This is a genomic window from Microbacterium hydrothermale (assembly GCF_004854025.1).
GTDB lineage: Bacteria > Actinomycetota > Actinomycetes > Actinomycetales > Microbacteriaceae > Microbacterium > Microbacterium hydrothermale.
This window is the reverse complement of the sequence record NZ_STGM01000007.1, coordinates 149,062-170,878: the sequence shown is the minus strand read 5'-3', so window position 1 is coordinate 170,878 and position 21,817 is coordinate 149,062. Positions and strand designations below refer to the sequence as shown.

Here is a 21,817-nt window from a genome sequence, read left to right as displayed (position 1 = left end):
GCGGGCTCCGGCGACGTCGGCGACCCTCGGTAGGCTGGGGGGATGAGCAGCGAGACCGGTCAGGCGACGAACGAGGGTGCCCTGTGGGGCGCCCGTTTCTCGGGCGGGCCCTCTCCCGAGCTCGCGGCGCTGAGCCGCTCGACCCACTTCGACTGGGACCTCGCCCTCTACGACATCCAGGGCTCGCACGCCCACACCGCGGCCCTCGAGGCCGCGGGCTACCTCGACGCCGACGAGGCGCGCGCGATGCACGAGGGCCTCGACGCCCTCGCCGCGCGCGTGAAGGACGGCTCCCTCGTCGCTGCCCCCGGTGACGAAGACGTGCACGGCGCGCTCGAGCGGGTGCTCATCGAGACCGTCGGGCCCGCCCTCGGCGGCAAGCTCCGCGCCGGCCGCAGCCGCAACGACCAGATCGCGACGCTCGTGCGGCTCTACCTGCTCGACCACGCGCGTACGATCACCCGCGAGCTCCTCCGTCTGATCGACGCGCTCGTGGCGCAGGCCGAGTCCGCCGGGTCGGCGATCATGCCCGGGCGCACGCACCTCCAGCACGCTCAGCCCGTTCTCCTCGCGCACCACCTGCAGGCCTACGGCTGGGCGTTCGTCCGCGGCATCGAGCGTCTGCGCGACTGGTCGGTGCGCGCCTCGGTCTCGCCGTACGGCGGGGGAGCGCTCGCCGGGGCCACCCTCGGTCTGGACCCGCAGCTCGTCGCCGACCGCCTGGGCCTCGCGCGTCCGTCCGAGAACTCCCTCGACGGCACGGCGTCGCGCGACGTGGTGGCCGAGTTCGCGTTCATCACAGCGATGATCGGCGTCGACCTGTCGCGCCTGTCCGAAGACGTGATCCTCTGGAACACGCGCGAGTTCGGGTTCGTCACGCTCGACGACGCCTACTCGACGGGGTCGAGCATCATGCCGCAGAAGAAGAACCCCGACATCGCCGAGCTCGCGCGCGGCAAGGCGGGGCGTCTCATCGGCAACCTGTCGGGTCTGCTCGCGACGCTGAAGGGGCTCCCGCTGGCCTACAACCGCGACCTGCAGGAAGACAAGGAGCCGGTGTTCGACTCCGTGCGCACGCTGGAGCTCGTGCTTCCCGCGTTCTCGGGCATGATCGCGACGCTGCGCTTCCACCCCGAACGCATGGCCGAGCTCGCCCCGCAGGGGTTCTCGCTCGCGACCGACGTGGCCGAGTGGCTCGTGCGTCAGGGGGTCGCCTTCCGTGACGCGCACGAGATCTCCGGGGCGCTCGTCCGGGCGTGCGAGCAGCGCGGGATCGGCCTCGAAGACGCCGACGACGCTCTGCTCGCCTCGGTGTCGCCGTCGCTCACCCCGGCGGTGCGCGAGGTGCTGACGATCGAGGGTTCCGTCGCGAGTCGCACGGGCGTCGGCGGCACCGCGCCGGTGCGCGTGGGGGAGCAGCGCGAGGAGCTCGTCGCGCGGGCGCAGGCCGCGGCCCGAAGCCTGGTCGACTGAGTATCAGCTTTTCGCTTATCAAATGCGTTTCATAAGCGTTATGCTTATGACATGACCGTCGCCGTCATCGCCGACATCGTCGCCTCGCGGCTGCTCGCCGACCGCGCCGGTGCGCAAGAGGCCATCTCCGACGTCGTCGCCGAGGTCGAACGGGTGCTGCCCGTCGCCACGCAGCCCCTCACGGCCGTCGTCGGCGACGAACTGCAGGGGGAGTACCCGTCGCTCGCGGCGGCCCTCGCCTCTCTGCTGCTCGTGCGGCTGGCCCTCCCCGAGGGGGTCGAGTGCCGTTTCGGCGTGGGGGTGGGCGACGTGCGCCCGATCTCCGTCGGAGAACGCGAGATCCCCGAGGGTCCCGCCTGGTGGGCCGCTCGCGCCGCGATCGAGCAGGTCGAGAAACTGCAGCAGCGCGCCGCACCGGCGGTGCGCACATGGATCGAGCGGGCGGAGGGAGAGGATGCCGACATGACCGAAGCCATCGCCCTGGCCACCGCCTACGCGCTCAGTCGCGATCAGGCGGTCTCGGCGATGAGCGAGCGGACGCGTCGCCTCACCTATGGTCGCTGCCTGGGCCGTTCCCAGCGCGAACTCGCCGACCGGGAGGGCATCAGCCAGTCCGCGGTCTCGCAGGCTCTCTCGGCGGCCGGGTCGGCTGCGGTCGTCGAGGGGTTCGCGGTGCTGGTGGCGGGGGTGCGGTCGTGATCGCCGCGGGGCTTCTGCTGCTCGCGGTCGGCGGGGTCGATCTTCTGCGGCAGATGATCCGTACGCGCCGGTGGATCGCCTTCACCGTTGCCGCGGTGGTGCTCGTGGTCGTGTCGGCGGGTCTCGACGCGGTCATCGCCGGATTCCTGGCCGTCGCGGTGGCCGCGATCTGGACGTGGGTCGTGCCCGAAGACGGCCCGGCACGGGCCGGGCTCTGGCCGGTGGCCCTCCTCGCCCTCGCCGCGGCCGCGTGCGTGATCGTCGCGCCGGGGCGCGCGCGACCCGGGCCGCTCGGTCAGATCTGGGCGGCCTACCGCCCGGGTGAGGCCGTGTCGATCGACGTCGTGGTGCTCGTGGCCGGGTGCGTCGTGTTCCTCCTCGAGTCCGGCAACGCCGTCGTGCGCATCGCCCTGCGCTCCGAGATGGGTGGGCGCCTCGACGCCGCGGCGACGGCCGGCCCCGCTACCGCGGACGACGGCGCCGCGTCGGCCCCGCGCCCGACGCTGAAGGGCGGCCGCCTGATCGGTCCGCTCGAGCGGATCCTCGTGTTCGTGCTCACCCTCGCCGGTGCGTACACGCTGCTCGCGGCGGTGCTCGCGGCGAAGGGCATCGTGCGGTTCCCCGAGATCTCGCGCGACCGCGACGACGGGGATCGCGCGGAGTACTTCCTCATCGGCAGCCTGGTCAGTTGGGTGACCTCGCTCGCGGCCGCGTTCCTCGTGTGGTGGGGCGTGCACGCCGGCTGACGTCGTCGTCATCCGACCGCCTAGGGTCGAAGGGAGGCGAGGGGGCGCGATGACCGCGGGACCGGGATGGTACGAGGCCGACAGGCCGGGGATGCTGCGCTGGTGGGACGGCTCGCAGTGGACGGCCCACGAGGCTCCGATGCCCGAGGAGCGGCATCCGGAGCCCGCCGCGGCTGAGGCCGTCGGGCCTCGGCCGGGATGGTATCGGGTTCGCCCCGACGTCGTGCGGTGGTGGGACGGGCGCGTCTGGACGGCCAGCCGCATCCGCAACGACCGCGTCGGCATCGATGGGGCGGCGACCGAGTCACCCGCGTTCGCGTGGGCGATGGGAGGGGTGTTCGTCGCGCTCGCGGCCCTGCAGACGACGTTCGCCGTCACGTTCGGGGCCCAACCGCTCACCGCGGTGTCGAGCGTGGTGCTGGCGGCGCTGTTCCTGGCGATGGCCGCGCAGACCACGCTCGTGCGTCGGGAGTCCGCGCCCCGCGGCGAGCCGATCGACCCGGATGCCGTGCGGCCGCTGCCCGGGACCGTCGAGGCGTCCGGAGCCGGGTGGTATCCCGTCTCGCGGACGGCGAGCCGGTGGTGGACGGGCAGTCGGTGGACCGGGTACCTCCTGACCCGGTGGGGCGTGCGTCCCACCTTCCACGCCGAGCGGGCCCTGGCGACGCAGCGCATCGTCGTGCTGCTGCTCGCGGTCGTGGCGGTGGGGGCCGTGGTCGCGGGGATCGTGATGCTGGGCTTCGCCACTCGAGGATCCGACCCGGGGTCGGTCGTCGGCGGGTGGGTGCTGATCGCCGGCGGAGTGGCCTTCGGGGTTCTCGTCGCGGCCCTGGTCGTGGCGTTCCGCTCTCAGACGCGCGTCCTGCTCATCCCGAGCGAGCCGCCGTCGGCGCCGACGGGCTCGACCCGCGGCTGAGCGGGCCCGTCCGCTCCCAGTGCACTCAGCCGCGGGTCGCGGCATCCGGAGCCTCCCGAGCCCGCTGGTACCCTGAACCGGTGTCTGCCTCCATCGATGCGGCGCCCGTGAGCGCCCTCGCACCCGCCAACGACCCGACCTTCGACAACGTCTGGGACGAGCTGGTGTATCGCGGACTGGTGCACGTCTCCACCGACCAGGGCGAGCTGAGCGAGCTGCTCGGCGGGGACCCGATCACGTTCTACTGCGGCTTCGACCCGACCGCGCCGAGCCTGCACCTGGGCAACCTCGTGCAGCTGCTCACGATGCGTCGTCTGCAGCTCGCCGGTCACCACCCGCTCGGACTCGTCGGCGGGTCGACCGGACTCGTGGGCGACCCTCGTCCCACGGCCGAGCGCACGCTCAACACGCGCGAGACCGTCGAGGAGTGGGTCGGCAAGCTTCGTGCGCAGGTCGAACGGTTCCTGAGCTTCGATGGCGACAACGCCGCGCGCATCGTGAACAACCTCGACTGGACCGCTCCGCTCAGCGCGATCGACTTCCTCCGCGAGATCGGCAAGCACTTCCGCGTCGGCACGATGCTGAAGAAGGATGCCGTCAGCGCGCGCCTCAACTCCGAAGCGGGCATCAGCTACACCGAGTTCAGCTACCAGATCCTGCAGGGGCTCGACTACCTCGAGCTGCACCGCCAGTACGGCTGCGTGCTGCAGACCGGCGGCAGCGACCAGTGGGGCAACCTCACCAGCGGCACCGATCTGGTGCGCAAGGTCGAGGGCGTCTCGGTGCACGCGATCGGCACGCCGCTGATCACCAACAGCGACGGCACGAAGTTCGGCAAGAGCGAGGGCAACGCGATCTGGCTGGATGCCGAGATGTGCAGCCCGTGGGTCATGTACCAGTTCTGGCTCAACACCGACGACCGCGACGTGGTCGAGCGCCTGAAGGTGTTCACCTTCCTCACGCGCGCCGAGATCGAGGAGTACGCCCGGCTCGTCGAGGAGGAGCCCTTCCGCCGCGCCGCGCAGAAGCGCCTCGCGCGCGAGGTCGTGACCACGGTGCACGGGGCCGAGACGACCGAGAGCGTGATCGCGGCGACCGAGGCCCTGTTCGGTCAGGGAGACCTGACCGCCCTGGATGCCACGGTGCTGCGTTCCGCGCTGCAGGAGCTCCCGCACGCCACGGTGCCGGCCGGGTCGTCGGTGGTCGAGGCGCTGACGGCCACGGGGCTGTCGTCGAGCCTGAGCGACGCGCGTCGTGCCATCGCGCAGGGCGGGGTCTCGCTCGACGGCGTGAAGGTGACCGCCGATGACGCGGCCGTGACGGGCACCCTCCCCGGCGGGGTCTCGGTGCTGCGGCGCGGCAAGAAGACGCTCGCGGGGCTGTTCGTCGACTGACATGCCGTTCACCGTCAGCCATGCGGTCGTCGCGCTCCCGTTCGTGCGGACGCCGCTGGTGCCGGCGGCGATCGCGATCGGGGCGATGACCCCCGACCTGCCGCTCTTCCTGCGGGGCATGTGGCCCGATTACACGCTGACGCACGATCTCGCGTGGCTGCCGGTGACGGTCGTCGTCGCTCTCGTGCTGCTTCTCGTGTGGCGCTGCGTGCTGCGGCCGGCGACCCGGGAGCTGCTGCCGCGCGCGGTCGCGGAGCGGTCGCCGGCGGCGTGGGATGCCGGGGCCGGTGCGGCGGCGCGCGAGACCCTGAACGGGGGAGCCGTCGGCATCCTGTGGCTCCTCGCCTCCCTCGCGCTCGGGGTGGTCACGCACGTGGCGTGGGATTTCTTCACGCACGAGGGCAGGGCGGGCGACGCTCTGTTCCCCGCTCTCGAGCAGCAGTGGGGACCGCTGCTCGGGGTGAAGTGGCTGCAGTACGGCTCGGGTGCCCTCGGGCTCGCCGGGCTCGCGGCGTTCGGCCTGTGGTGGCTGTCGCGTCGCTCGCCCCAGCCGCTGACCCGGGTGCTTCCGGATGCCGTCCGCGTGACGTGGTGGTTGTCGTTGCCGATCGCGCTGGTCGCGGCATCCCTCGTCGCGGTGACGGTCGCGGGAGGTTTCGGTGAGGACTACACCCCGACCCACCTGATCTACGGCGTGCTGGTGAAGGTCGCCGCGGCGTGGGGTCTCGCGACGCTCGTTCTGGCCGTTCTCGTGCAGGTGCGGCGCTCGCGCGACGTCAGTGATTCGCGCAAAGTCGGCTGAGCCTCGCGGTTTCGGGCTGAGGGTGTGCGGATCGCGGAGGATGTGCGCGCGAGGTGGGCTCCGGGGGGCCTGCTCTCGCGCTCGCGCGACGTCAGTGATTCGCGCAGAGTCGGCTGAGTCGCGGCGATTCGGGCTGAGGCTGTGCGGATCGCGGAGGGTGTGCGCAGCGCGCGGCGGGTTCAGCGCGGCGGGCGCAGGCGCGGGGCGGACCTCACCCCCGCCCGCGGGTCACTCCGGGCGGGGGAGCGGGCGGCGACTAGACTCGGGACGTTATGACGAAGGCGGGAGAATCGGTGTCGGCGAGCACGAAGGGCACGAAGTCGGGCGCGGACGAGGTCATCCTCGGCCCCACCGGGCGCCCCTACCAGGGGTTCCCCACCCCGAAGCCGCTCGACGGACACGGTCCCGCCCGCATCATCGCGCTGTGCAACCAGAAGGGCGGCGTCGGCAAGACGACGACGACCATCAACCTCGCCGCCTCGCTGGCCGGCTACGGGCGTCGCGTCCTCGCGATCGACTTCGACCCCCAGGGTGCGCTGTCGGCGGGTCTCGGCATCCAGACGCACGACGTGCCCACCATCTACGACCTGCTGCTCGACACCAAGCGCGACCCGCACGAGGTCATCGTGCACACGCGCGTCGAGGGGCTCGACGTCATTCCGGCCAACATCGACCTGTCGGCGGCCGAGGTGCACCTCGTCAACGAGGTCGCGCGCGAGACGATCCTGGCGCGCGTGCTGCGCAAGGTCGCGGCCGACTACGACGTGATCCTCGTCGACTGCCAGCCCTCGCTCGGTCTGCTCACCGTCAACGCGCTCACCGCCGCGCACGGTGTGCTCATCCCGCTCGAGTGCGAGTTCTTCGCGCTGCGCGGCGTCGCCCTGCTCGTCGAGACGATCGACAAGGTGCGCGACCGCCTCAACCCCGCGATCGAGCTCGACGGCGTGCTCGCCACGATGTACGACCCCCGCACGCTGCACTCCCGTGAGGTGCTCGAGCGCGTGGTCGAGGCGTTCGGCGACGACGTGCTCGAGACGGTCATCGGCCGCACGGTGAAGTTCCCGGACGCCTCGGTGTCGGGAATGCCGATCACGGAGTTCGCCCCCGAGCACGCCGCCGCACAGGCCTACCTGCGGCTGGCGCGGGAGCTGGTCGCCCGTGGCGCCGTCGCCTGACGACACCCTGGCCGATGCCGCGCCCGCGGCGTCTCCCTCCGCGGCTCCCGGTGGCTTCGACAGGCTCAGCCACCTCGCGGTCGGCGGCCCCGAGCCCTCCGAGCACACCGCGGTTGCTGAGCCTGTCGAAGGGACCGGGCCCGAGGCTCCCCGCTTCCGCGTCACCCTGCCCGACTTCGACGGGCCGTTCGACCTGCTCCTCACCCTCATCTCGCGCGCCGAACTCGACGTCACCGAGGTGGCGCTCAGCCGTGTGACCGACGAGTTCATCGCCTACCTCCGCGCTCTCGGCCCCGACGCCGACCTCGACGAGACCTCGGAGTTCCTCGTCGTCGCCGCGACCCTGCTCGACATGAAGATCGCCGGTCTGCTGCCGCAGGGTGAGGTGGTGGATGCCGAGTCGGTGGCGTTGCTCGAAGCGCGCGACCTGCTGTTCGCCCGCCTGCTGCAGTACCGCGCGTTCAAAGAGGTGTCGGCGTGGTTCGCCCGCTGCCTGCAGCGCGAAGACAAGCGGCACACGCGGTCCGTGCGCCTCGACGAGAAGTACCGCAGTGCCGTCCCCGAGCTGAAGTGGACCCTCAACGTCGACGACTTCGCCGCCCTCGCGGTCGTGGCCTTCGCCCCGAAGCAGATCCCCACCGTCGGTCTCGACCACCTCCACGCGCCGCTGGTCAGCATCCGCGAGCAGGCCGCGATCGTGGTCACGCTGCTGCGTTCGGCCGGCACGCTGAACTTCCGCGACCTCGTCGCGGGCGTCACCGAGACGGGGGTCGTCGTCGCGCGGTTCCTGTCGATCCTCGAGCTGTACCGCCACGCCGCGCTGTCGTTCGAGCAGCTCGAACCGCTGGGGGAGCTGACCCTGCGCTGGACCGCCGAGAGGTGGTCGGAAGAGAACCTCGCCGCCCTGGGAGCCGACTATGACCGTTGACCGCACCGAGACGGCGACCGATCCGCGCGCCGCGGAGCCCGCCGTCGCCGCAGCGAACCCTGCGTCCGAGCCGGCGCCCCCCGCGCGGCCGTCCGACCCGGCATCCGTCGCCCGTCGCCTCGAGGCGATCCTGCTCGTGCTCGACGAGCCGCAGAGCCTCGTGAGCCTCGCGGCGGCCGTCGCGGCCCCGGTCCCGGCCGTGCGCCAAGCCGTCGAGGCGCTCGTCGCCGACTACAACGGCGAGACCGGGGGACCTATCCGCGGTTTCGAGCTGCGCGAGGTCGGAGGCGGCTGGCGCCTGTACGTGCGCGAGGAGTACGACGACGTCGTCGGCGAGTTCGTCAACACGCAGGCCCCGGCCCGACTGTCGCAGGCGGCCCTGGAGACCCTGGCCGTCATCGCGTACAAGCAGCCCGTGACGCGCGGGCAGGTGGCATCCATCCGCGCCGTCAACGTCGACTCGGTCGTGCGCACCCTGCTCGCGCGTGGACTGATCGCCGAGGTCTTCACCGACCCCGACACGGGCGCGATCCACTACGGAACGACCGACCAGCTGCTGGTCCACCTCGGCATCAACTCGCTCGACGAGCTGCCGCACATCTCGCCGTTGCTCGACGACGGCTCGGACGGATTCGACGGAGAGGTACTGAAATGAGCGAAGCGGATGCCGAGGGCGTACGCCTGCAGAAGGTTCTGGCGAACGCGGGGGTGGCTTCGCGCCGCGTCTCCGAGCAGATGATCGTCGAGGGGCGCGTGCGCGTCAACGGCGTCGTGGTGACGGAGCTGGGCTCGCGCATCCACCCCGAGACCGACCTCGTCGACGTCGACGGAACGGCGATCCAGCTGGATTCGTCGAAGCGCTACGTCATCCTGAACAAGCCCACCGGCGTGGTCAGCTCGATGAACGACGACCGCGGGCGCCCCGACCTCCGCCGGTACACGAAGGACTGGGACGAGCGCCTGTTCAACGTCGGACGCCTGGATGCCGACACCTCGGGTCTGCTCGTGCTGACCAACGACGGCGACCTCGCGCACGTGCTCGCCCACCCGTCGTTCGGGGTCACCAAGGTGTACATCGCCAAGGTCGAGGGGCAGGTGCTCCCGCAGACCATCCAGCGGCTCATCAAGGGCGTCGACCTCGAAGACGGGCGCATCGCCGCCGACAAGGCCCGTCTGCTGGACTCGTCGAAGGGCGAGAGCCTGGTCGAGCTGACCCTCCACTCGGGCAAGAACCGCATCGTGCGCCGCATGATGGCCGAGGTGGGGCATCCGGTCGTCGAGCTGGTGCGGCGGCAGTTCGGACCCCTTCACCTGGGAACACTCCCGGTGGGCAAGGCGCGCGAGTTGACTACAGTAGAACGTGGTGCCCTGCTCACGCTGTCTCGTCGAGACGGTGACGCTCCGGTGGAGTGAGCCTCCCGGGCGTCTCGCGGTGCGTGCGGCACCGCCCAGGGCAGCAGGAGACCCGATGAGCGAATCGAACGAGGCGTCCGCGCGCGCGGCGGGGCCTTTGGCGACCCGCACGAGCGGCACGGTCCGCGTCGTCGGCTCGGGCCTGCTCGGTGCGAGCATCGGCCACGCGCTCACCGCGCGCGGCGTCGACGTCGTCCTCGTCGACGCGTCGCCGTCCCAGCTGCGGCTGGCCATCGACTACGGTGCCGGTCGTGCCGCACGCGACGACGACGCGCCCTCGCTGATCGTCGTGGCCGTGCCGCCCGACGTCACCGCCGACGTGGTGCAGCGCGAGCTCGCCGCGTTCCCGGATGCCGTGGTGACCGACGTCGCGAGCGTGAAGCTCGAGCCGCTGCGCACCCTGCGGGAGCGCGGGGTCGATCTGCGCCACTACATCGGGTCGCACCCGATGGCCGGGCGCGAGCGCGGGGGAGCGATCTCGGCGCGCGCCGACATCTTCGTCGGCCGACCGTGGGTCGTCTGCCGCGATGGCGAGACCTCGGCGCACGATCTGTCGCTCGTGGAGGGCCTCGCCCTCGACCTCGGCGCGACGCTCATCGAAATGACACCCGAGGAGCACGACGAGTCCGTCGCCCTCATGTCGCACGTGCCTCAGCTGGTCGCGAGCCTGCTCGCCGGACGCTTCGTCGAGGCCCCTGACGGCTCCCTCCGCCTCGCCGGTCAGGGCGTGCGCGACACGACGCGCATCGCGGCATCCGCTCCGGAGCTCTGGGTGCAGATCCTCGGCGCGAACGCCGCCCCCGTGGTGTCGGTGCTCGACCGGCTCTCGGCCGACCTCGCCGAGGTGGCCGAGGCGCTGCGCGACCCCGACGTGCCGGGTGCTCGTCGTGCCGTCGCCGACACGATCCGCCGCGGCAACGAGGGCGTCGAGCGCCTCCCCGGCAAGCACGGCCAGAACCGCCGTTTCGATACGTTCGTCGTCATGGTCGACGACACCTCCGGCCAACTGGGCCGCCTCTTCGGCGAGCTCGGAGACCTCGACGTCAACGTCGAAGACCTGCGCCTCGAGCACTCGCCCGGTGCCCCGTTCGGCCTCGCCGAGATCAGCGTCGTCCCCGACGCGGTCCGCCGAGCCGTCGACGGGCTCCAGCAGCGCGGATGGCGGATTGCGAGCACCACCCATGACTGAATCCCTCCTCAAGCCCGCCTTCGGCGCCCCCGTCGAGGGTTCCTCCGTCGGTGCGCCCGTCGTCGTCGCGATCGACGGTCCCGCAGGCAGCGGCAAGTCGAGCGTGTCGAAGGCCGCGGCCCAGCGCCTCGGGTACGGCTTCCTCGACACCGGAGCGGCCTACCGCGCCCTCGCGTGGCACGCCCTCGAGCACGGCGTCGACACCTCCGACGCCACCGCGGTGCTCGAGGTCTTCGGCGACTTCGACTACTCCATCTCGCTCGACACGGCCGACCGCTGGGTGCGCGTCGGCTCGGTCGACGTCACCGCCGCGATCCGGGAGCCCCGGGTCACCGATGCGGTGAGCGGTGTCGCCCGCGTCGCTCCGGTGCGGCACGCGGTGACCGAGCTGTTCCGTCGGCTCGTGGCATCCGCTGCTCTTCCGGGTGTCGTCGTCGAAGGACGCGACATCACCACGGTCGTGTTCCCCGACGCGCCCGTGCGCATCCTGCTCACCGCGGCGCCCGAGGTGCGCGCCGCGCGTCGCAGCGCCGAGCTGACCGATCAGGATGCCGCCAAGGTGGCCGCCGCGCTGCACAAGCGCGACGCCGCCGACTCCACGGTCGTCGACTTCCTCACCGCCGCCGAAGGCGTCGAGGTCGTCGACTCGACCCACCTCGATTTCGCACAGACCGTCGACGCCGTGTTGAGCGTCGTCGAGAACACGATGGGAGCCCGCGATGGGCGTTGAAGAAGACGAATACGAAGGCGGGCCCGACCAGCTCGCCGAGAAGATGCAGAACCTCGACGAGGCTCTCGCCGAGCAGCGGGCCGAAGCGCTGCGCGCGGGCCTGGCCGACTTCGACCTCGACGAGGACGACGCGGAGCTGCTCGCGGGCCTGGCCTCGGGCGACGGCGAGATCGAGTTCCTGCCGGCGCTGCCGGTGGTCGCGATCGTCGGCCGCCCGAACGTCGGCAAGTCGGCCTTGGTGAACCGCATCCTCGGTCGCCGCGAGGCGGTCGTCGAAGACACCCCCGGTGTCACGCGCGACCGCGTCACGTACAAGGCCGAGTGGCTCGACCGGCGTTTCTCGCTGGTCGACACCGGCGGGTGGGAGCCCGACGCGAAGGGCATCGACCGTTCGGTCGCCGCCCAGGCCGAGGTGGCGATCGACCTCGCCGACATCGTCCTGTTCGTGGTGGATGCCACGGTGGGGGCGACCTCGACCGACGAGCACGTCGTGAAGCTGCTGCGCAAGAGCAACAAGCCGGTGTTCCTCGTCGCGAACAAGGTCGACGACGCCCGTCAGGAGCCCGAGGCCACGGCCCTGTGGAACCTCGGACTCGGTGAGCCGCACCCGGTGTCGGCGATACACGGTCGCGGTGTCGCCGACCTTCTCGACGAGATCATGAAGGTGCTGCCGCAGGTCTCGGCCGTGGCGAAGTACGAGATCGGCGGACCGCGTCGCGTGGCCATTCTCGGTCGCCCGAACGTGGGCAAGTCGTCGCTGCTGAACAAGGCGGCGGGCGAGGAGCGCGTCGTCGTCAACGAGCTCGCGGGCACCACGCGCGACCCCGTCGACGAGGTCGTCGAGCTCGGCGGCAAGCTCTGGACGCTCGTCGACACCGCCGGCATCCGTCGTCGCGTGCACCTGTCGCAGGGCGCCGACTTCTACGCGTCGCTGCGCACCTCGACCGCGCTGGAGAAGAGCGAGGTCGCGGTCGTCGTTCTCGACGTCTCGCAGCCGATCAGCGTGCAGGACCTCAACATCATCGACCTCGTGCTCGAGTCGGGTCGCGCGCTCGTGCTGGCGTTCAACAAGTGGGATCGCCTCAATGACGACGACATGGAGAACCAGGATCGTCGCCGCTACCTCGAGCGCGAGATCGAGCAGGACCTCGCGCACGTCGCGTGGGCCCCGCGCGTGAACATCTCGGCCCGCACCGGCCGTCACCTCGACAAGCTCGTGCCCGCTCTCGAGCAGGCGCTCGAGTCGTGGGACACCCGCATCCCGACCGGCAAGTTCAATGCGTTCCTGTCGGAGCTCGTCGCCGAGCACCCGCACCCGCTGCGCGGCGGCAAGCAGCCCCGCATCCTGTTCGGCACGCAGGCGGCGACGCGCCCGCCGACATTCGTGCTGTTCACGACCGGGTTCCTCGACCCGGGCTACCGCCGGTTCATCCAGCGGCGCCTGCGCGAGATCTACGGCTTCGAGGGAACGCCGATCGTGCTGAACATGCGCATCCGCGAGAAGCGTCAGCGCTGAGTCGCCCCGCGAACGCCCCGGTTTCGGCCGGGGCGTTCGCTGTTGCGGTGGGGTGTCGTCGGGTTCGCGAGACTGCAGGTGCGTGACGTTTCGGCGGCATCCTGCAACCGAGATGTCGGCGGCGTGCAGTCTCGCGGGTGGGACGCGGCTGCGCGTCGGGAGGGCGCCGCGTCAGACGGAGGATGCCGGACGCACGAGGGCGGTCCGGTCGGGCTCGGCGAAGCCGAACTGCCGGTACAGGCCGTGCGCGTCGCTCGTGAAGAGCGTCCAGCGGAAGTGCGGCCCCGGCCCCTCATCGATCATCAGCGACACGAGGCCCTTCGAGATGCCGCGACCGCGGTGTTCCTCGACGACGAACACGTCGGCGAGGTAGCCGAACGCGACGCCGTCGGAGATCGCCCGGGCGAAGCCCACCAGCTCGCCCGTGTCGCGGGTGTAGGCGGCCACGAGGCGCCACGCGCTGTCGAGTTGCGCCTCCACATCGGCGCGCGTGCGCCAGCGGGCCCAATACGCTTCGGTGCTCAGCCACCGCCACACCGCGTCGCGGTCGATGCGCGCGGGGTCGTCGTCGAATTCGTACTCCACGAGAGAAGTCTCGCGCGTTCCGCGGCGGCATGTGACGCGCGCCGGCGCTGTCGCCCCCGGGCTGTGCCAGGCTGGACGGGATGACGATCGAACCTCCCGCCCCGGGCGAACCGCGGCGACCGCACGGGCCCCGCGACCCCGGCGACGCGTGGGTCGTCGCGCCCACCGGCGAGAGGTACTGGGGGCGCTTCGGCGCCGCCGGGCTGCTCGCTCTCGACCCCGCGCGCGGAGTGCTGCTGCAGCACCGGGTCTCGTGGAGTCACTTCGGCGACACCTGGGCGCTGCCCGGGGGAGCCCGGCACGAGGGCGAATCCGCCCGGGACGGTGCCCTGCGCGAGTCGGGCGAGGAGGCGGGGGTGCCGACGGATGCCGTGCGCGCGCGCTTCGAGAGCGTGCTCGACCTCGGCATCTGGTCGTATTCCACCCTGATCGCCGACGTCGTCACGCCGTTCGAGCCGGTCATCAGCGACCCGGAGAGCGTCGCGCTGGAATGGGTGCCGGTGGACCGGGTGACGCAGCTTCCCCTTCATCCGGGGTTCGCGGCGGCGTGGCCCGCCCTGAGCGCGGCACTCGAGGTGCGCCCGGCGATCGTCGTGGACGTGGCCAACGTCATGGGGTCGGTGCCCGACGGCTGGTGGAAGGATCGCGCGGGCTCCGCGACGCGTCTCGCGACGCGAATCTCGCGCCTCGCGGAACGGGGAGTGGATGCCGAGCGCCTCGACCTCTCCGCCACGCGCTGGTTCCCTCGCGTGGTCGCCGTGCTCGAGGGGCAGGCGAAGGCCGCGGATCCTGCGGCTCCGGCGATCGAGGTGCGCCGCGCCGCGGGCGAGGGCGATGACGAGATCGTCGAGGTGGTGCGCGACCTCGCGGCGACGTCGAGCCCCGTGGTGGTCGTCACGAGCGATCGCGGGCTGGCCGCCCGGGTCGAGGAGCTCGGCGCGACCGTGCAGGGCACGCGGTGGCTGTTGGACCAGCTGGGCTGAGGCGGCCGGCCGGGCCGGCACCGGGGGCGCGGCGTGAGTGTGGCCGCCGGGTTCCGTCTAGTTCGCGGTCCCGGTGAGCCGCGGGGCGATGTACCTGTCGCTGCCGAGTACGGTCGGGCTTTGCGGCCGTGCCGAGGGGCGCCTGCCACTCCCGGGTTCCGTTTGTTTCGCTGTCGCGCCGAGCCCCCGGGGTGCGACGCGCGTGCTCTCGCCGGGGTCAGTCGAGCTCGCGGCCGCGCAGCTTCTCGATCTCGCGGCGGTCGCGCTTCGTGGGTCGTCCCGCGCCGCGGTCGCGGACGGGCACGAACGGCATGCTCTCCTTCGACGGCGGCGGGGGAGTGCGATCGTCGACCGACTCCGCGACGAGCGCGGCGCCGACGCGCTTCGCGATGGTCTTCTTGACGATCAGAATGCGATCGAATCCCTGGATCCGCACGCGCAGTTCGTCGCCGGGTCGCACGGGCTGCGCGGCCTTCGCCCGTTCGCCGTTGACGCGTACGTGACCGGCGCGGCACGCCGTGGTCGCGGCCGAGCGTGTCTTGTAGACGCGCACCGCCCACAGCCACGCGTCGACGCGCGCGGTGGTCGTGGCATCCGTCATCTCGGGTCTTCCGTCGGCGAACCTCCATCGTACGTCGGGGTCTCAGTCGCGGAGGGTGAGGGAGACCAGCGCTCGGTCGGGCTGCGGGCGGGAGACGATGTCGAAACCGGCGTCTTGGAACACCGCCACCGTGCCGCGGAACAGTTGATTCGCCGAGCGCTTCGTCACGGTCGGGTCGAGCGGATAGCCCTCGACGACCCGCGCACCGCCCTCACGGGCGTAGCTCACGGCGGCGTCGAGCAGAGCGCGGGTGAGGCCGGTGCCGCGGTGCTGACGTCGGACGACGAAGCACGACACCGCCCACACGTCATCGGCGTCGAAGGGCTCGACGCTCGCGGTCTTGACGTCCCGCGTCCGCGCGATACGCGGCTGCGCGACGCGTGGCCCGACGCGGACCCAGCCCGCCGGCTCGCCGTCGACGTAGGCGACGAGTCCGGGCGCGCTCTCACCCCGGGTCTCGGCGCGGAGGCGCTCCGTCAGCTGCGCGCGCGATTCTTCGCGGAACTCGGCGCTCGTGAGCAGCCACCACTGGCACTGGCAGCCGGGCCCGTCGCCGCTGTCGAGCGCCGTCTCGGCGTCGTCGAAGCGGTCACCGGTGGCGGGGAGGATCTCGATCGTCATGCCGCGACCGTAGCGAGGGGGTCCGACATCGACAAGGGCGCGGGATCGGGGAGCGCCACACGCCCGGGGGGAGGCGTGGTTCGCGGTGGCGCCGGGGAGGGGCTAATATAGGGGAGTTGCCCGCTCGCGGGTAACGGGATGTGGCGCAGCTTGGTAGCGCACTTGACTGGGGGTCAAGGGGTCGCAGGTTCAAATCCTGTCATCCCGACAGATGAGGCCCGAACTTCCGCAGGACTGCGGGGTTCGGGCCTCTTGTCGTTCCTGCGATCGGTCTTCAACCACGACGCAGAATCAAGGCGTCGTTCAGAGCCCCTGTTGCCGATCGTGCTACCGGGGGTGACTCCGCTGTCCTGGTCTTCGACGAGCGGAGCGAGGGGTCGTTCGCATCCGACGGACGGTGATGACGTTGCGCCAGGCGGCGAACCATCGAGGGCCGGCGTCAGTCGCGGATGAGCCAGATACGAGCGCTGACGGCGGTGTCGTTGACGGGAGGGTCGGAGACGTTCGCGTCCCACTGGAAGCTCACGGAGTAATAGGTGCCGGGGCGGGCGAGGTTGTCGACGGTGAGGCCCCAGAGCCGCTTGGATGTGTCGCCGGGGTAGATCTGTTCCCATAGGCGCTCGGAGCGGCGCGTGTAGGGGTGGTTCCGATCCGGGTCGGGATCCCAGGTGGGGACTCCAATGGCTGAGGACCAGGTCTTGTTGCCTTTCCCATCCACCCAGGTGCTATTGCCGGGGGTGGTGAACGCGTCATGTCCGCGGGCGGTGAAGTCCCCACCGTAGGTCCAGTACCGGCAGGTGCCGGTATTGGTGATCCGTGTGGGGATGTGCAGCACTTCACCGACCTCGACTCGATAGACAGGCTCGCGCTTGCCGTTGATAGTCCGGTAGGCGTCTGGTTTCTCCACGGGGTAATTCGCGATATTCGCGTCTACAGCCGCGCCCACTTTTCCCGGCACGGCGATGCATTCGGGTACCCCCACCGCCTGAGCGGCGGTGGGCGCGGCGAGAAGAGTCACGGAGAGCAGGGCTGCGGCAGATAGGCCGACGGGTCGAGCGCGCATGGCACCCCTTCGAGGTCGATGCACCGAACTCTAGGTGCGCGCATCCGCTCGAAGCACCGGTTGCTTCGCGACCTTCTCATCCGGTACGGCTCGCTGACCCGCAGCATTGTTCGACCGCCGACCAGCACCGTGCAAGACGCGGGGGCGAGTCCGCTGCCTGACGAACGGGCCCCGCCTTTGCAATAAGGCGCCCCCGAAGGCGCCGGGGCGCCTCATGCGTGAGTGCTGCCCCGCTCTTAAAGTGCCTGCCGCTGCGCGATCCGCCGACGATGATGACAGCCAGAATCGCTCCAACAGCAGTCCTCGAGCATCACTCTGCCCTTCGCAGTTCAGCCATTGCGTCCCGGTGACGGCTGAGCGCGGCTCCGACCGCGAGGCGGATGATCCAATACGAGATCACCCAACTGATGATCAGGCCGAGCAGACTTCCGCAGACGATCATGATGACGAGGGCTGTGGGTTGATCCATCTTCTGACCGTAGCGGTCGCCTCAGCTCCGTCGACTACGCCGATACGGTCGCCCGGGGCCTAGTCGCGCGTGCCAACCATCCCGGCGTCTCGAACAGCCACCCCGCACCCACACGCGGCGCGAAACGCCCCACCGCGTACGACGCAGCAGAGGCTACGACACCCACCAGCACCGGCGCGCCCCGAGGCGATACGAATCGTCCCCGACCGCAACCTCGACACAAGCTGAGCGGCAGCTATGCTTCCGCTGGGCGCACCTCATGCGCTCACGGGCTTTGGGGGAGCACATGCGCAAGACGTTGGCGGCAATCGGGGCGATCGTAGTGGTCACCCTCTCGCTCATCGGGGGACCCGCGTCAGCGGCAACCACCACCACCTCCGCCTCGGCGGCAGCACCCCGAGCGACATCCGACATCCAACTCCGCTGGTGCTCCTGGGGCAGCGGCGAGCGATGCTACCCCCGCAAGGACGCCGTCGTCCCCTCCGGCGCCACCGTCAACGCAGTCTGCTGGGGAAAGGGCGAAAACGTCACCGGCGCATACCGGACCGACCACTGGATCTACATCGCCTACGGCTCCCTCAAAGGTTGGGCCCACTCCTCCCGCATCGCCAACAGCGGCCTCCACGTCCAAGTCGCCAACGGAGACGACGAGCTCTCGAGCTGCGACGCAACGCGCCAAGACATCTCCGCCACCAACTACGCCCTGCAGTTCGTCAACCGCGACTCCATGCCCAAGGGTCTCGCGCGGGAGCTGTTCCCGGAGGCCGAGTGGGGCTATTCCGGCAAGGCATCACTCGTCGGCCGCCTCTCGGGAAACAGTCCCAAGCTTCCCTACTGGGGCTACCACGCCACCGGCAAGGAGATCCCCGGCGCCGGCAAGGCGATCGACATCTTCAACCAGCACTACTCCGGCAGCGCGACCACCTCGGGTGTCCCCCCGATCGGCGCGCTCGTGTTCTACGGCCCCGACGTCACCAACGGGTTCCAAGGCCTCGAGGGCATCAGCGTCGGCAGCGGCAAGGTGTTCATCGCCCCGGGGAAGCGGACCGAAGACCGCAACTCCCACTCGTGGACCAAGATCGTGGATGTCACGGGCGTGCCCTCCGGCCAGTACCTCGGATGGGTGATGCCCTGAGCGCGACGATCCCGTGGCGCGGGCGGGACGTAAGCGGCCCGCATTTCGCGGTGCAGCTCGATCGTCTGTGGTCGATGCGACCATGAACACACGCCTCGCGGGATAGCCGGTCCGCCTCCTGTCATCCATACAGACGAGGCTCGACTTTCCGCAGAGCCGCGTGGATTCAGCTATCCTCCGTTTCCCCGGCCGCCGCAAAGACGCCTCCACGGCGCCTCCTACTCCCGCCGCCCCCGCCGCTCCGCAGCCGCGACGCCCTGCTGCGCCGCGAGCCGCACGAGGGCGTAGACGGCGAAGATCGCGAGGGCGATCACCGCGAGGACGCCGATGATGATGAGAGCGTGCCAGCCGAGGAGTCCGGTCATCCCTCCAGCCTGCCCCACGAGCCGCGAAATCACGAGGACCCTCACGGCGACCGACGCCCCACGAGCCGTGATATCGCGAGGGCGCCACGGTGACCGCTGCGCTGAGGTCGCGGGCGCCTCGGCCTCACGGCGACCGCCGCCCCGCGGTCGCGGGCGCCGCGAGCACGAGCGCGGTGAGCAGCAGCAGCGCTCCCGCATCGGCATCCGTCGTCAGAAGAGCCGCGCCGGCCGCCGCGCTCGCGACGATCGCAACCCACAGGGCGGCGCGCCACGCGGAGTGAGCGCGCGGGCGACGCCTCGTCATGGGCGCCGGTTCAGCCGCTCGCTGAGGTCGGCGACGGCCAGGAGGTCTCGCGCGAGGCCCTGCAGGTGGGCGGTGTCGGCCTGGATCTCGCCGACGGGCGGCTCGATGATGGCCTCCCAGGCGTCCCGGTGCTCGCGGGTGAGCAGGACCACGCCGCCGTCGGCGAAGCGGAGGAGCACGACGGCGGGATCGATGCCGAGGTCGGGATCGGTGAACGTCAGCTCGGCGGTCATGCCGCTCCCGCGATGATCGCGCACGAACGCGGCGAGGGTCTCGCGCACCTCGGCCAGAAGTTCCTGTGGTCGGACGGGCTTCGGCGCGACGGGGGCCGGCGCCGCCCGCGTGAACACCGCACGCACCTCGTCTTCCTGCGCCGAGGATGCCAGGGGCGTCAGATCGGGATCGAACGCCACGTACCCCTGCTCGTCGAGGCCGACGTATCCGAGCACGGCGGCCCCGCGGCGGGCGAGCCACACCGTGTCGCCGAGTCGGCTGAAGTCGACGCGCGTGCTCCGCTCCTGCCGGGCCCGCGAGAGGTCGTCACGCATCGACGGAGAAGAACCGCTGCACGTGCCGGCGGACGGCGGCGGCCACGTCGACGTCGGCGTCTCCGCGCAGCCACTGCAGGAAGAGGCCCTCCGCCAGTGCGAGGCTCTCCCGTGCGATCTGCGCGGTGGGCACGTCGGTGGTCGCGCGCCCCTCCGCGGACATCACGGCGAACGCCTCGTCGAGGGCGTCCGCAATCGCGGCGAAGCGGCGGGCGAAGTGAGCGTGCGCGGGATGGTCCGGGCGCAGGGCCTCGGCGGACAGCGCCCCCTGCACCCGCATGACGTCGGCGAGCGCCTGATCGCCGTCGAAGAGCGACAGGATGCCACGGACGACGTCGACCCCGCGCCGACCCTCCATGTGCGTGTCGATGACGGCGTCGCATCGGGCCAGGGCGGCGGCGAGCACGTCGGTCTTGGTCGCGAAATGATGCAGGATGCCGGCCCGACTCATCTCGGCGCGTCGAGCGATGCCGTTGATCGTCGCCTCCGCGAAACCGACCTCGATGAACTCCGCGAAGGCGGCATCGACGATCCGCTCGCGTTGCGCGGGGGTTTTCGCGTAGCTCCCGCGGAGCTTCGGAGCGGCGCTGACGGAGGTGCTCATGCCAGGGACTCTACCCGTGAAATCCGACACGTGTGTCGGATTTCACCGAACGGTAACACCGTGCCCCGCCCGCGGTGCGGCGGGGGAGACGCGGCCTACGCCGGGCTCGAGGCGCCCGCCTCCGCGGCATCCGTCCGCTGCTGCAGGTACTCGCAGAGCTTGCCGGTGGTGAAGAGCTCCTCGCCGAGGGCGATGAGGTGGCCACCCTTGAGGGGGAACTCGCCGGACCGCTCGGTGAGGGTCGCGGTCCACGATCGTTCGCAGTCGACGTTGAGGTAGATCGATGCCGGACCGTGATTGAGGTGTACGGCGACGATGCCCGATTCGGTGTGCTCGGGGTCGTCCTGGGGAAGCACGTGGACCGTGGCGTGCGCCACGCGGTCGGTCTTCTCGTAGTCGGCGACCCACTGCGTGATCTCGTCGAGGGTGGGCCGCGTGCACGTCATGCGCCCAGGGTATACGCCCGGCGCGCGGGACCCGCGCTGACCGGGGGGTGCGCTACAGAGGCGCCGTCGCGCGAGATGACCGCGCTCAGCCGTCGACGTGACCAGCCGCCTGCAGGAACTGCACCATCGAGTGGTTGTAGGGGCTGCGGAATCGGCGCTTGGCGCGGATCATCGTGTACCCCTGTGCACGCAGAGCGAGCGCGTTCGGAATGTTCAACCGCTGCTTGGGCACGGCTTCCCACCCGCCCGGCAGTCGATAGGCGTGCGTGATCGTCTGCGATCCTGACACCGGCATTGCCCCCTTGAATGCATCCAACCGATCCCATCGACACTACCCGCCGGGGGAGCGCCGGGGACCGTGCCGACTACCGGGATTGTCCGGGGTCGTTCGTCAGGGTGCGGGCGATCTGAGGGGAGGTCTCCCGGTCGATGGCCGCGGCGGGTCGTGCGCGGAAGGTCCGAGAGAGGGGTCGAGTGGGGCGATCCGCCGGTTGCCGGGCAGGCGCGCGGGTTCGGTGCGGCGCCCGAGGCAGATCAGGCGGCCGACGACCCGGACGGGCGGATGTCGGAGTCGGGCCACTGCGTGGCGCCCGCGGACTGCTGCGTGTACAGCGTGAGCGAGAGCTCCTTGGAGTTCACGAATCCGCGACGCGCGCGTACGAGGGTGTAGCCCTCGTCGCGAAGGGCGCGGGCGTTCTCGGGGGTGAGGGGGCGGTGGGGGAGGTCTTCCCATCCGCCGGGCATGCGGTATGCGTGGGTCACGGTGCGGGGGCGAGTCATGTCCACTCCAAAAGGCAGGCTTTCGAGGGGGCTGCGCCATTGGAGCGGGGGATTACGACGCTACGCGCCGTGGGGGGAGCTGTCTGTCCCCTCTTCGGGGGGTCAGCGGGTCGGGGGATACGCCCGCAGCGAGATCTCTCGCGTATCGAACAGGCCGCGGCGGGCGCGGACGAGCATGATCCCCTGTTCGCGCAGCGCGGCGGCCCGCTCCGGCGTGAGGGGCTCGTGGGGGGCTTTCTGCCAGCCGCCCGCGAGCGTGTAGGTGTGCGTCAAGGTGCGAGGTCGAGTCATCATCACCCCCTCCGGGGAGGCTAACGCGTCGGACCGCGCCT

The 21,817-nt window shown here is 71.0% G+C and carries 28 protein-coding genes and 1 tRNA gene; 16 read left to right on the top strand and 13 right to left on the bottom strand.

The genetic code is table 11. The features are described from left to right. The first annotated feature begins 42 nt into the window (after positions 1 to 42). From argH to der, 13 genes are all read left to right on the top strand, one after another. Complete coding sequence (gene argH / locus FB047_RS13985; protein WP_136587814.1) at positions 43 to 1,473, top strand: argininosuccinate lyase; 1,431 nt, start codon at positions 43 to 45, stop codon at positions 1,471 to 1,473. A gap of 51 nt (positions 1,474 to 1,524) precedes the next feature. Beyond that, entirely contained in the window at positions 1,525 to 2,172 is a 648-nt protein-coding gene (locus FB047_RS13980) for a SatD family protein (RefSeq protein ID WP_136587813.1), read from the top strand. Next, on the top strand, positions 2,169 to 2,918 hold the full coding sequence (locus FB047_RS13975; protein ID WP_136587812.1) for a hypothetical protein: 750 nt from the start codon (positions 2,169 to 2,171) through the stop codon (positions 2,916 to 2,918). The genes FB047_RS13980 and FB047_RS13975 overlap by 4 nt, the downstream gene beginning before the upstream one ends. A gap of 49 nt (positions 2,919 to 2,967) precedes the next feature. Then, positions 2,968 to 3,834 carry a DUF2510 domain-containing protein gene (locus FB047_RS13970; protein ID WP_136587811.1) on the top strand — a complete coding sequence of 289 codons (867 nt, stop codon included), beginning with the start codon at positions 2,968 to 2,970 and terminating at the stop codon, positions 3,832 to 3,834. A gap of 80 nt (positions 3,835 to 3,914) precedes the next feature. Then, positions 3,915 to 5,228: a tyrosine--tRNA ligase gene (gene tyrS / locus FB047_RS13965; RefSeq protein WP_136587810.1), complete on the top strand. Its 1,314-nt coding sequence runs from the start codon at positions 3,915 to 3,917 to the stop codon at positions 5,226 to 5,228. A gap of 1 nt (position 5,229) precedes the next feature. After that, positions 5,230 to 6,030, top strand: a complete 801-nt coding sequence (locus tag FB047_RS13960) for a DUF4184 family protein (protein WP_136587809.1) — start codon at positions 5,230 to 5,232, stop codon at positions 6,028 to 6,030. 272 nt (positions 6,031 to 6,302) lie between these two features. Beyond that, on the top strand, positions 6,303 to 7,205 hold the full coding sequence (locus FB047_RS13955) for a ParA family protein (RefSeq protein WP_240752823.1): 903 nt from the start codon (positions 6,303 to 6,305) through the stop codon (positions 7,203 to 7,205). Continuing rightward, a complete protein-coding gene (locus FB047_RS13950) occupies positions 7,189 to 8,133 on the top strand; it encodes a segregation and condensation protein A (RefSeq protein WP_136587808.1) in 945 nt (314 codons plus the stop codon). The genes FB047_RS13955 and FB047_RS13950 overlap by 17 nt, the downstream gene beginning before the upstream one ends. Continuing rightward, complete coding sequence (gene scpB, locus FB047_RS13945; protein ID WP_167494251.1) at positions 8,123 to 8,788, top strand: SMC-Scp complex subunit ScpB; 666 nt, start codon at positions 8,123 to 8,125, stop codon at positions 8,786 to 8,788. Before FB047_RS13950 ends, scpB begins: the two co-directional genes overlap by 11 nt. Next, positions 8,785 to 9,546 carry a pseudouridine synthase gene (locus FB047_RS13940; protein WP_136587807.1) on the top strand — a complete coding sequence of 254 codons (762 nt, stop codon included), beginning with the start codon at positions 8,785 to 8,787 and terminating at the stop codon, positions 9,544 to 9,546. Before scpB ends, FB047_RS13940 begins: the two co-directional genes overlap by 4 nt. 55 nt (positions 9,547 to 9,601) lie before the next feature. Further along, entirely contained in the window at positions 9,602 to 10,735 is a 1,134-nt protein-coding gene (locus FB047_RS13935) for a prephenate dehydrogenase (RefSeq protein ID WP_136587806.1), read from the top strand. Further along, the gene (gene cmk, locus FB047_RS13930; RefSeq protein WP_136587805.1) at positions 10,728 to 11,465 is read left to right on the top strand and encodes a (d)CMP kinase; all 738 of its coding nucleotides are present in this window, start codon (positions 10,728 to 10,730) and stop codon (positions 11,463 to 11,465) included. Before FB047_RS13935 ends, cmk begins: the two co-directional genes overlap by 8 nt. After that, the gene (der, locus tag FB047_RS13925) at positions 11,455 to 12,981 is read left to right on the top strand and encodes a ribosome biogenesis GTPase Der (RefSeq protein WP_136587804.1); all 1,527 of its coding nucleotides are present in this window, start codon (positions 11,455 to 11,457) and stop codon (positions 12,979 to 12,981) included. The genes cmk and der overlap by 11 nt, the downstream gene beginning before the upstream one ends. Positions 12,982 to 13,152: 171 nt before the next feature. Here the strand turns inward: der and FB047_RS13920 are convergent, their stop codons facing one another. Then, on the bottom strand, positions 13,153 to 13,566 hold the full coding sequence (locus FB047_RS13920) for a GNAT family N-acetyltransferase (RefSeq protein WP_136587803.1): 414 nt from the start codon (positions 13,564 to 13,566) through the stop codon (positions 13,153 to 13,155). 80 nt (positions 13,567 to 13,646) lie between these two features. Here FB047_RS13920 and FB047_RS13915 point away from each other — a divergent pair, with 80 nt between their 5' ends. Beyond that, on the top strand, positions 13,647 to 14,549 hold the full coding sequence (locus tag FB047_RS13915; RefSeq protein ID WP_136587802.1) for an NUDIX domain-containing protein: 903 nt from the start codon (positions 13,647 to 13,649) through the stop codon (positions 14,547 to 14,549). Positions 14,550 to 14,766: 217 nt separating this feature from the next. On the opposite strand, the gene FB047_RS13910 is transcribed toward FB047_RS13915, so the two are convergent. Both FB047_RS13910 and FB047_RS13905 read right to left on the bottom strand, forming a co-directional pair. Next, the gene (locus FB047_RS13910; RefSeq protein WP_136587801.1) at positions 14,767 to 15,150 is read right to left on the bottom strand and encodes an RNA-binding S4 domain-containing protein; all 384 of its coding nucleotides are present in this window, start codon (positions 15,148 to 15,150) and stop codon (positions 14,767 to 14,769) included. A gap of 42 nt (positions 15,151 to 15,192) precedes the next feature. After that, entirely contained in the window at positions 15,193 to 15,771 is a 579-nt protein-coding gene (locus FB047_RS13905) for a GNAT family N-acetyltransferase (protein WP_136587800.1), read from the bottom strand. Between the two features lie 134 nt (positions 15,772 to 15,905). Here FB047_RS13905 and FB047_RS13900 point away from each other — a divergent pair. Next, a tRNA-Pro gene (locus FB047_RS13900) sits at positions 15,906 to 15,979 on the top strand. Positions 15,980 to 16,210: 231 nt separating this feature from the next. On the opposite strand, the gene FB047_RS13895 is transcribed toward FB047_RS13900, so the two are convergent. Together FB047_RS13895 and FB047_RS16990 are read right to left on the bottom strand one after the other, a co-directional pair. Continuing rightward, positions 16,211 to 16,834: a hypothetical protein gene (locus FB047_RS13895; RefSeq protein ID WP_167494250.1), complete on the bottom strand. Its 624-nt coding sequence runs from the start codon at positions 16,832 to 16,834 to the stop codon at positions 16,211 to 16,213. A 310-nt stretch (positions 16,835 to 17,144) separates the two neighbouring features. Continuing rightward, positions 17,145 to 17,303 (bottom strand): hypothetical protein, encoded by a 159-nt coding sequence (locus tag FB047_RS16990; RefSeq protein ID WP_167494249.1) that lies wholly within the window; start codon positions 17,301 to 17,303, stop codon positions 17,145 to 17,147. Between the two features lie 286 nt (positions 17,304 to 17,589). Between FB047_RS16990 and FB047_RS13890 the strand changes: the two genes are divergently transcribed. Further along, positions 17,590 to 18,438, top strand: coding sequence for a hypothetical protein (locus FB047_RS13890; protein WP_136587798.1), 849 nt, complete (start codon positions 17,590 to 17,592; stop codon positions 18,436 to 18,438). Between the two features lie 218 nt (positions 18,439 to 18,656). Here FB047_RS13890 and FB047_RS16985 read toward each other — a convergent pair whose 3' ends face one another. The 8 genes from FB047_RS16985 to FB047_RS13855 all read right to left on the bottom strand — a co-directional run bounded on the left by FB047_RS16985 (position 18,657) and on the right by FB047_RS13855 (position 21,776). Next, positions 18,657 to 18,803 carry a hypothetical protein gene (locus FB047_RS16985; protein WP_167494248.1) on the bottom strand — a complete coding sequence of 49 codons (147 nt, stop codon included), beginning with the start codon at positions 18,801 to 18,803 and terminating at the stop codon, positions 18,657 to 18,659. Between the two features lie 124 nt (positions 18,804 to 18,927). After that, the gene (locus tag FB047_RS13885; RefSeq protein ID WP_136587797.1) at positions 18,928 to 19,107 is read right to left on the bottom strand and encodes a hypothetical protein; all 180 of its coding nucleotides are present in this window, start codon (positions 19,105 to 19,107) and stop codon (positions 18,928 to 18,930) included. Next, entirely contained in the window at positions 19,104 to 19,655 is a 552-nt protein-coding gene (locus FB047_RS13880) for a hypothetical protein (protein WP_136587796.1), read from the bottom strand. Before FB047_RS13880 ends, FB047_RS13885 begins: the two co-directional genes overlap by 4 nt. Then, a complete protein-coding gene (locus FB047_RS13875) occupies positions 19,648 to 20,259 on the bottom strand; it encodes a TetR/AcrR family transcriptional regulator (RefSeq protein WP_136587795.1) in 612 nt (203 codons plus the stop codon). The genes FB047_RS13880 and FB047_RS13875 overlap by 8 nt, the downstream gene beginning before the upstream one ends. Positions 20,260 to 20,354: 95 nt before the next feature. Next, a complete protein-coding gene (locus FB047_RS13870) occupies positions 20,355 to 20,705 on the bottom strand; it encodes a hypothetical protein (protein ID WP_136587794.1) in 351 nt (116 codons plus the stop codon). Positions 20,706 to 20,790: 85 nt separating this feature from the next. Beyond that, entirely contained in the window at positions 20,791 to 20,994 is a 204-nt protein-coding gene (locus FB047_RS13865; RefSeq protein ID WP_205823028.1) for an alternative tryptophan synthase beta-subunit, read from the bottom strand. A 245-nt stretch (positions 20,995 to 21,239) separates the two neighbouring features. Continuing rightward, positions 21,240 to 21,485, bottom strand: coding sequence for an alternative tryptophan synthase beta-subunit (locus FB047_RS13860; RefSeq protein WP_205823026.1), 246 nt, complete (start codon positions 21,483 to 21,485; stop codon positions 21,240 to 21,242). 102 nt (positions 21,486 to 21,587) lie between these two features. Continuing rightward, entirely contained in the window at positions 21,588 to 21,776 is a 189-nt protein-coding gene (locus FB047_RS13855) for an alternative tryptophan synthase beta-subunit (protein WP_136587793.1), read from the bottom strand. Positions 21,777 to 21,817 lie beyond the last annotated feature (41 nt).

What these genes read in the sequence shown, in the direction of transcription:
- FB047_RS13940 (WP_136587807.1), top strand. Translation starts at nt 8,785, where the DNA reads ATGAGCGAAGCGGATGCCGAGGGCGTACGCCTGCAGAAGGTTCTGGCG.
- FB047_RS13860 (WP_205823026.1), bottom strand. Translation starts at nt 21,485, where the DNA reads ATGACTCGCCCCCGCACCGTGACCCACGCATACCGCATGCCCGGCGGA.
- FB047_RS13875 (WP_136587795.1), bottom strand. Translation starts at nt 20,259, where the DNA reads ATGAGCACCTCCGTCAGCGCCGCTCCGAAGCTCCGCGGGAGCTACGCG.
- cmk (WP_136587805.1), top strand. Translation starts at nt 10,728, where the DNA reads ATGACTGAATCCCTCCTCAAGCCCGCCTTCGGCGCCCCCGTCGAGGGT.
- FB047_RS13915 (WP_136587802.1), top strand. Translation starts at nt 13,647, where the DNA reads ATGACGATCGAACCTCCCGCCCCGGGCGAACCGCGGCGACCGCACGGG.
- FB047_RS13980 (WP_136587813.1), top strand. Translation starts at nt 1,525, where the DNA reads ATGACCGTCGCCGTCATCGCCGACATCGTCGCCTCGCGGCTGCTCGCC.
- FB047_RS13910 (WP_136587801.1), bottom strand. Translation starts at nt 15,150, where the DNA reads ATGACGGATGCCACGACCACCGCGCGCGTCGACGCGTGGCTGTGGGCG.
- FB047_RS13955 (WP_240752823.1), top strand. Translation starts at nt 6,303, where the DNA reads ATGACGAAGGCGGGAGAATCGGTGTCGGCGAGCACGAAGGGCACGAAG.
- argH (WP_136587814.1), top strand. Translation starts at nt 43, where the DNA reads ATGAGCAGCGAGACCGGTCAGGCGACGAACGAGGGTGCCCTGTGGGGC.
- FB047_RS13905 (WP_136587800.1), bottom strand. Translation starts at nt 15,771, where the DNA reads ATGACGATCGAGATCCTCCCCGCCACCGGTGACCGCTTCGACGACGCC.
- FB047_RS13870 (WP_136587794.1), bottom strand. Translation starts at nt 20,705, where the DNA reads ATGACGTGCACGCGGCCCACCCTCGACGAGATCACGCAGTGGGTCGCC.
- FB047_RS13890 (WP_136587798.1), top strand. Translation starts at nt 17,590, where the DNA reads ATGCGCAAGACGTTGGCGGCAATCGGGGCGATCGTAGTGGTCACCCTC.
- FB047_RS13855 (WP_136587793.1), bottom strand. Translation starts at nt 21,776, where the DNA reads ATGACTCGACCTCGCACCTTGACGCACACCTACACGCTCGCGGGCGGC.
- der (WP_136587804.1), top strand. Translation starts at nt 11,455, where the DNA reads ATGGGCGTTGAAGAAGACGAATACGAAGGCGGGCCCGACCAGCTCGCC.
- FB047_RS16985 (WP_167494248.1), bottom strand. Translation starts at nt 18,803, where the DNA reads ATGACCGGACTCCTCGGCTGGCACGCTCTCATCATCATCGGCGTCCTC.
- FB047_RS13885 (WP_136587797.1), bottom strand. Translation starts at nt 19,107, where the DNA reads ATGACGAGGCGTCGCCCGCGCGCTCACTCCGCGTGGCGCGCCGCCCTG.
- FB047_RS13935 (WP_136587806.1), top strand. Translation starts at nt 9,602, where the DNA reads ATGAGCGAATCGAACGAGGCGTCCGCGCGCGCGGCGGGGCCTTTGGCG.
- FB047_RS13880 (WP_136587796.1), bottom strand. Translation starts at nt 19,655, where the DNA reads ATGCGTGACGACCTCTCGCGGGCCCGGCAGGAGCGGAGCACGCGCGTC.
- scpB (WP_167494251.1), top strand. Translation starts at nt 8,123, where the DNA reads ATGACCGTTGACCGCACCGAGACGGCGACCGATCCGCGCGCCGCGGAG.
- FB047_RS13960 (WP_136587809.1), top strand. Translation starts at nt 5,230, where the DNA reads ATGCCGTTCACCGTCAGCCATGCGGTCGTCGCGCTCCCGTTCGTGCGG.
- FB047_RS13895 (WP_167494250.1), bottom strand. Translation starts at nt 16,834, where the DNA reads ATGCGCGCTCGACCCGTCGGCCTATCTGCCGCAGCCCTGCTCTCCGTG.
- FB047_RS16990 (WP_167494249.1), bottom strand. Translation starts at nt 17,303, where the DNA reads ATGGATCAACCCACAGCCCTCGTCATCATGATCGTCTGCGGAAGTCTG.
- FB047_RS13970 (WP_136587811.1), top strand. Translation starts at nt 2,968, where the DNA reads ATGACCGCGGGACCGGGATGGTACGAGGCCGACAGGCCGGGGATGCTG.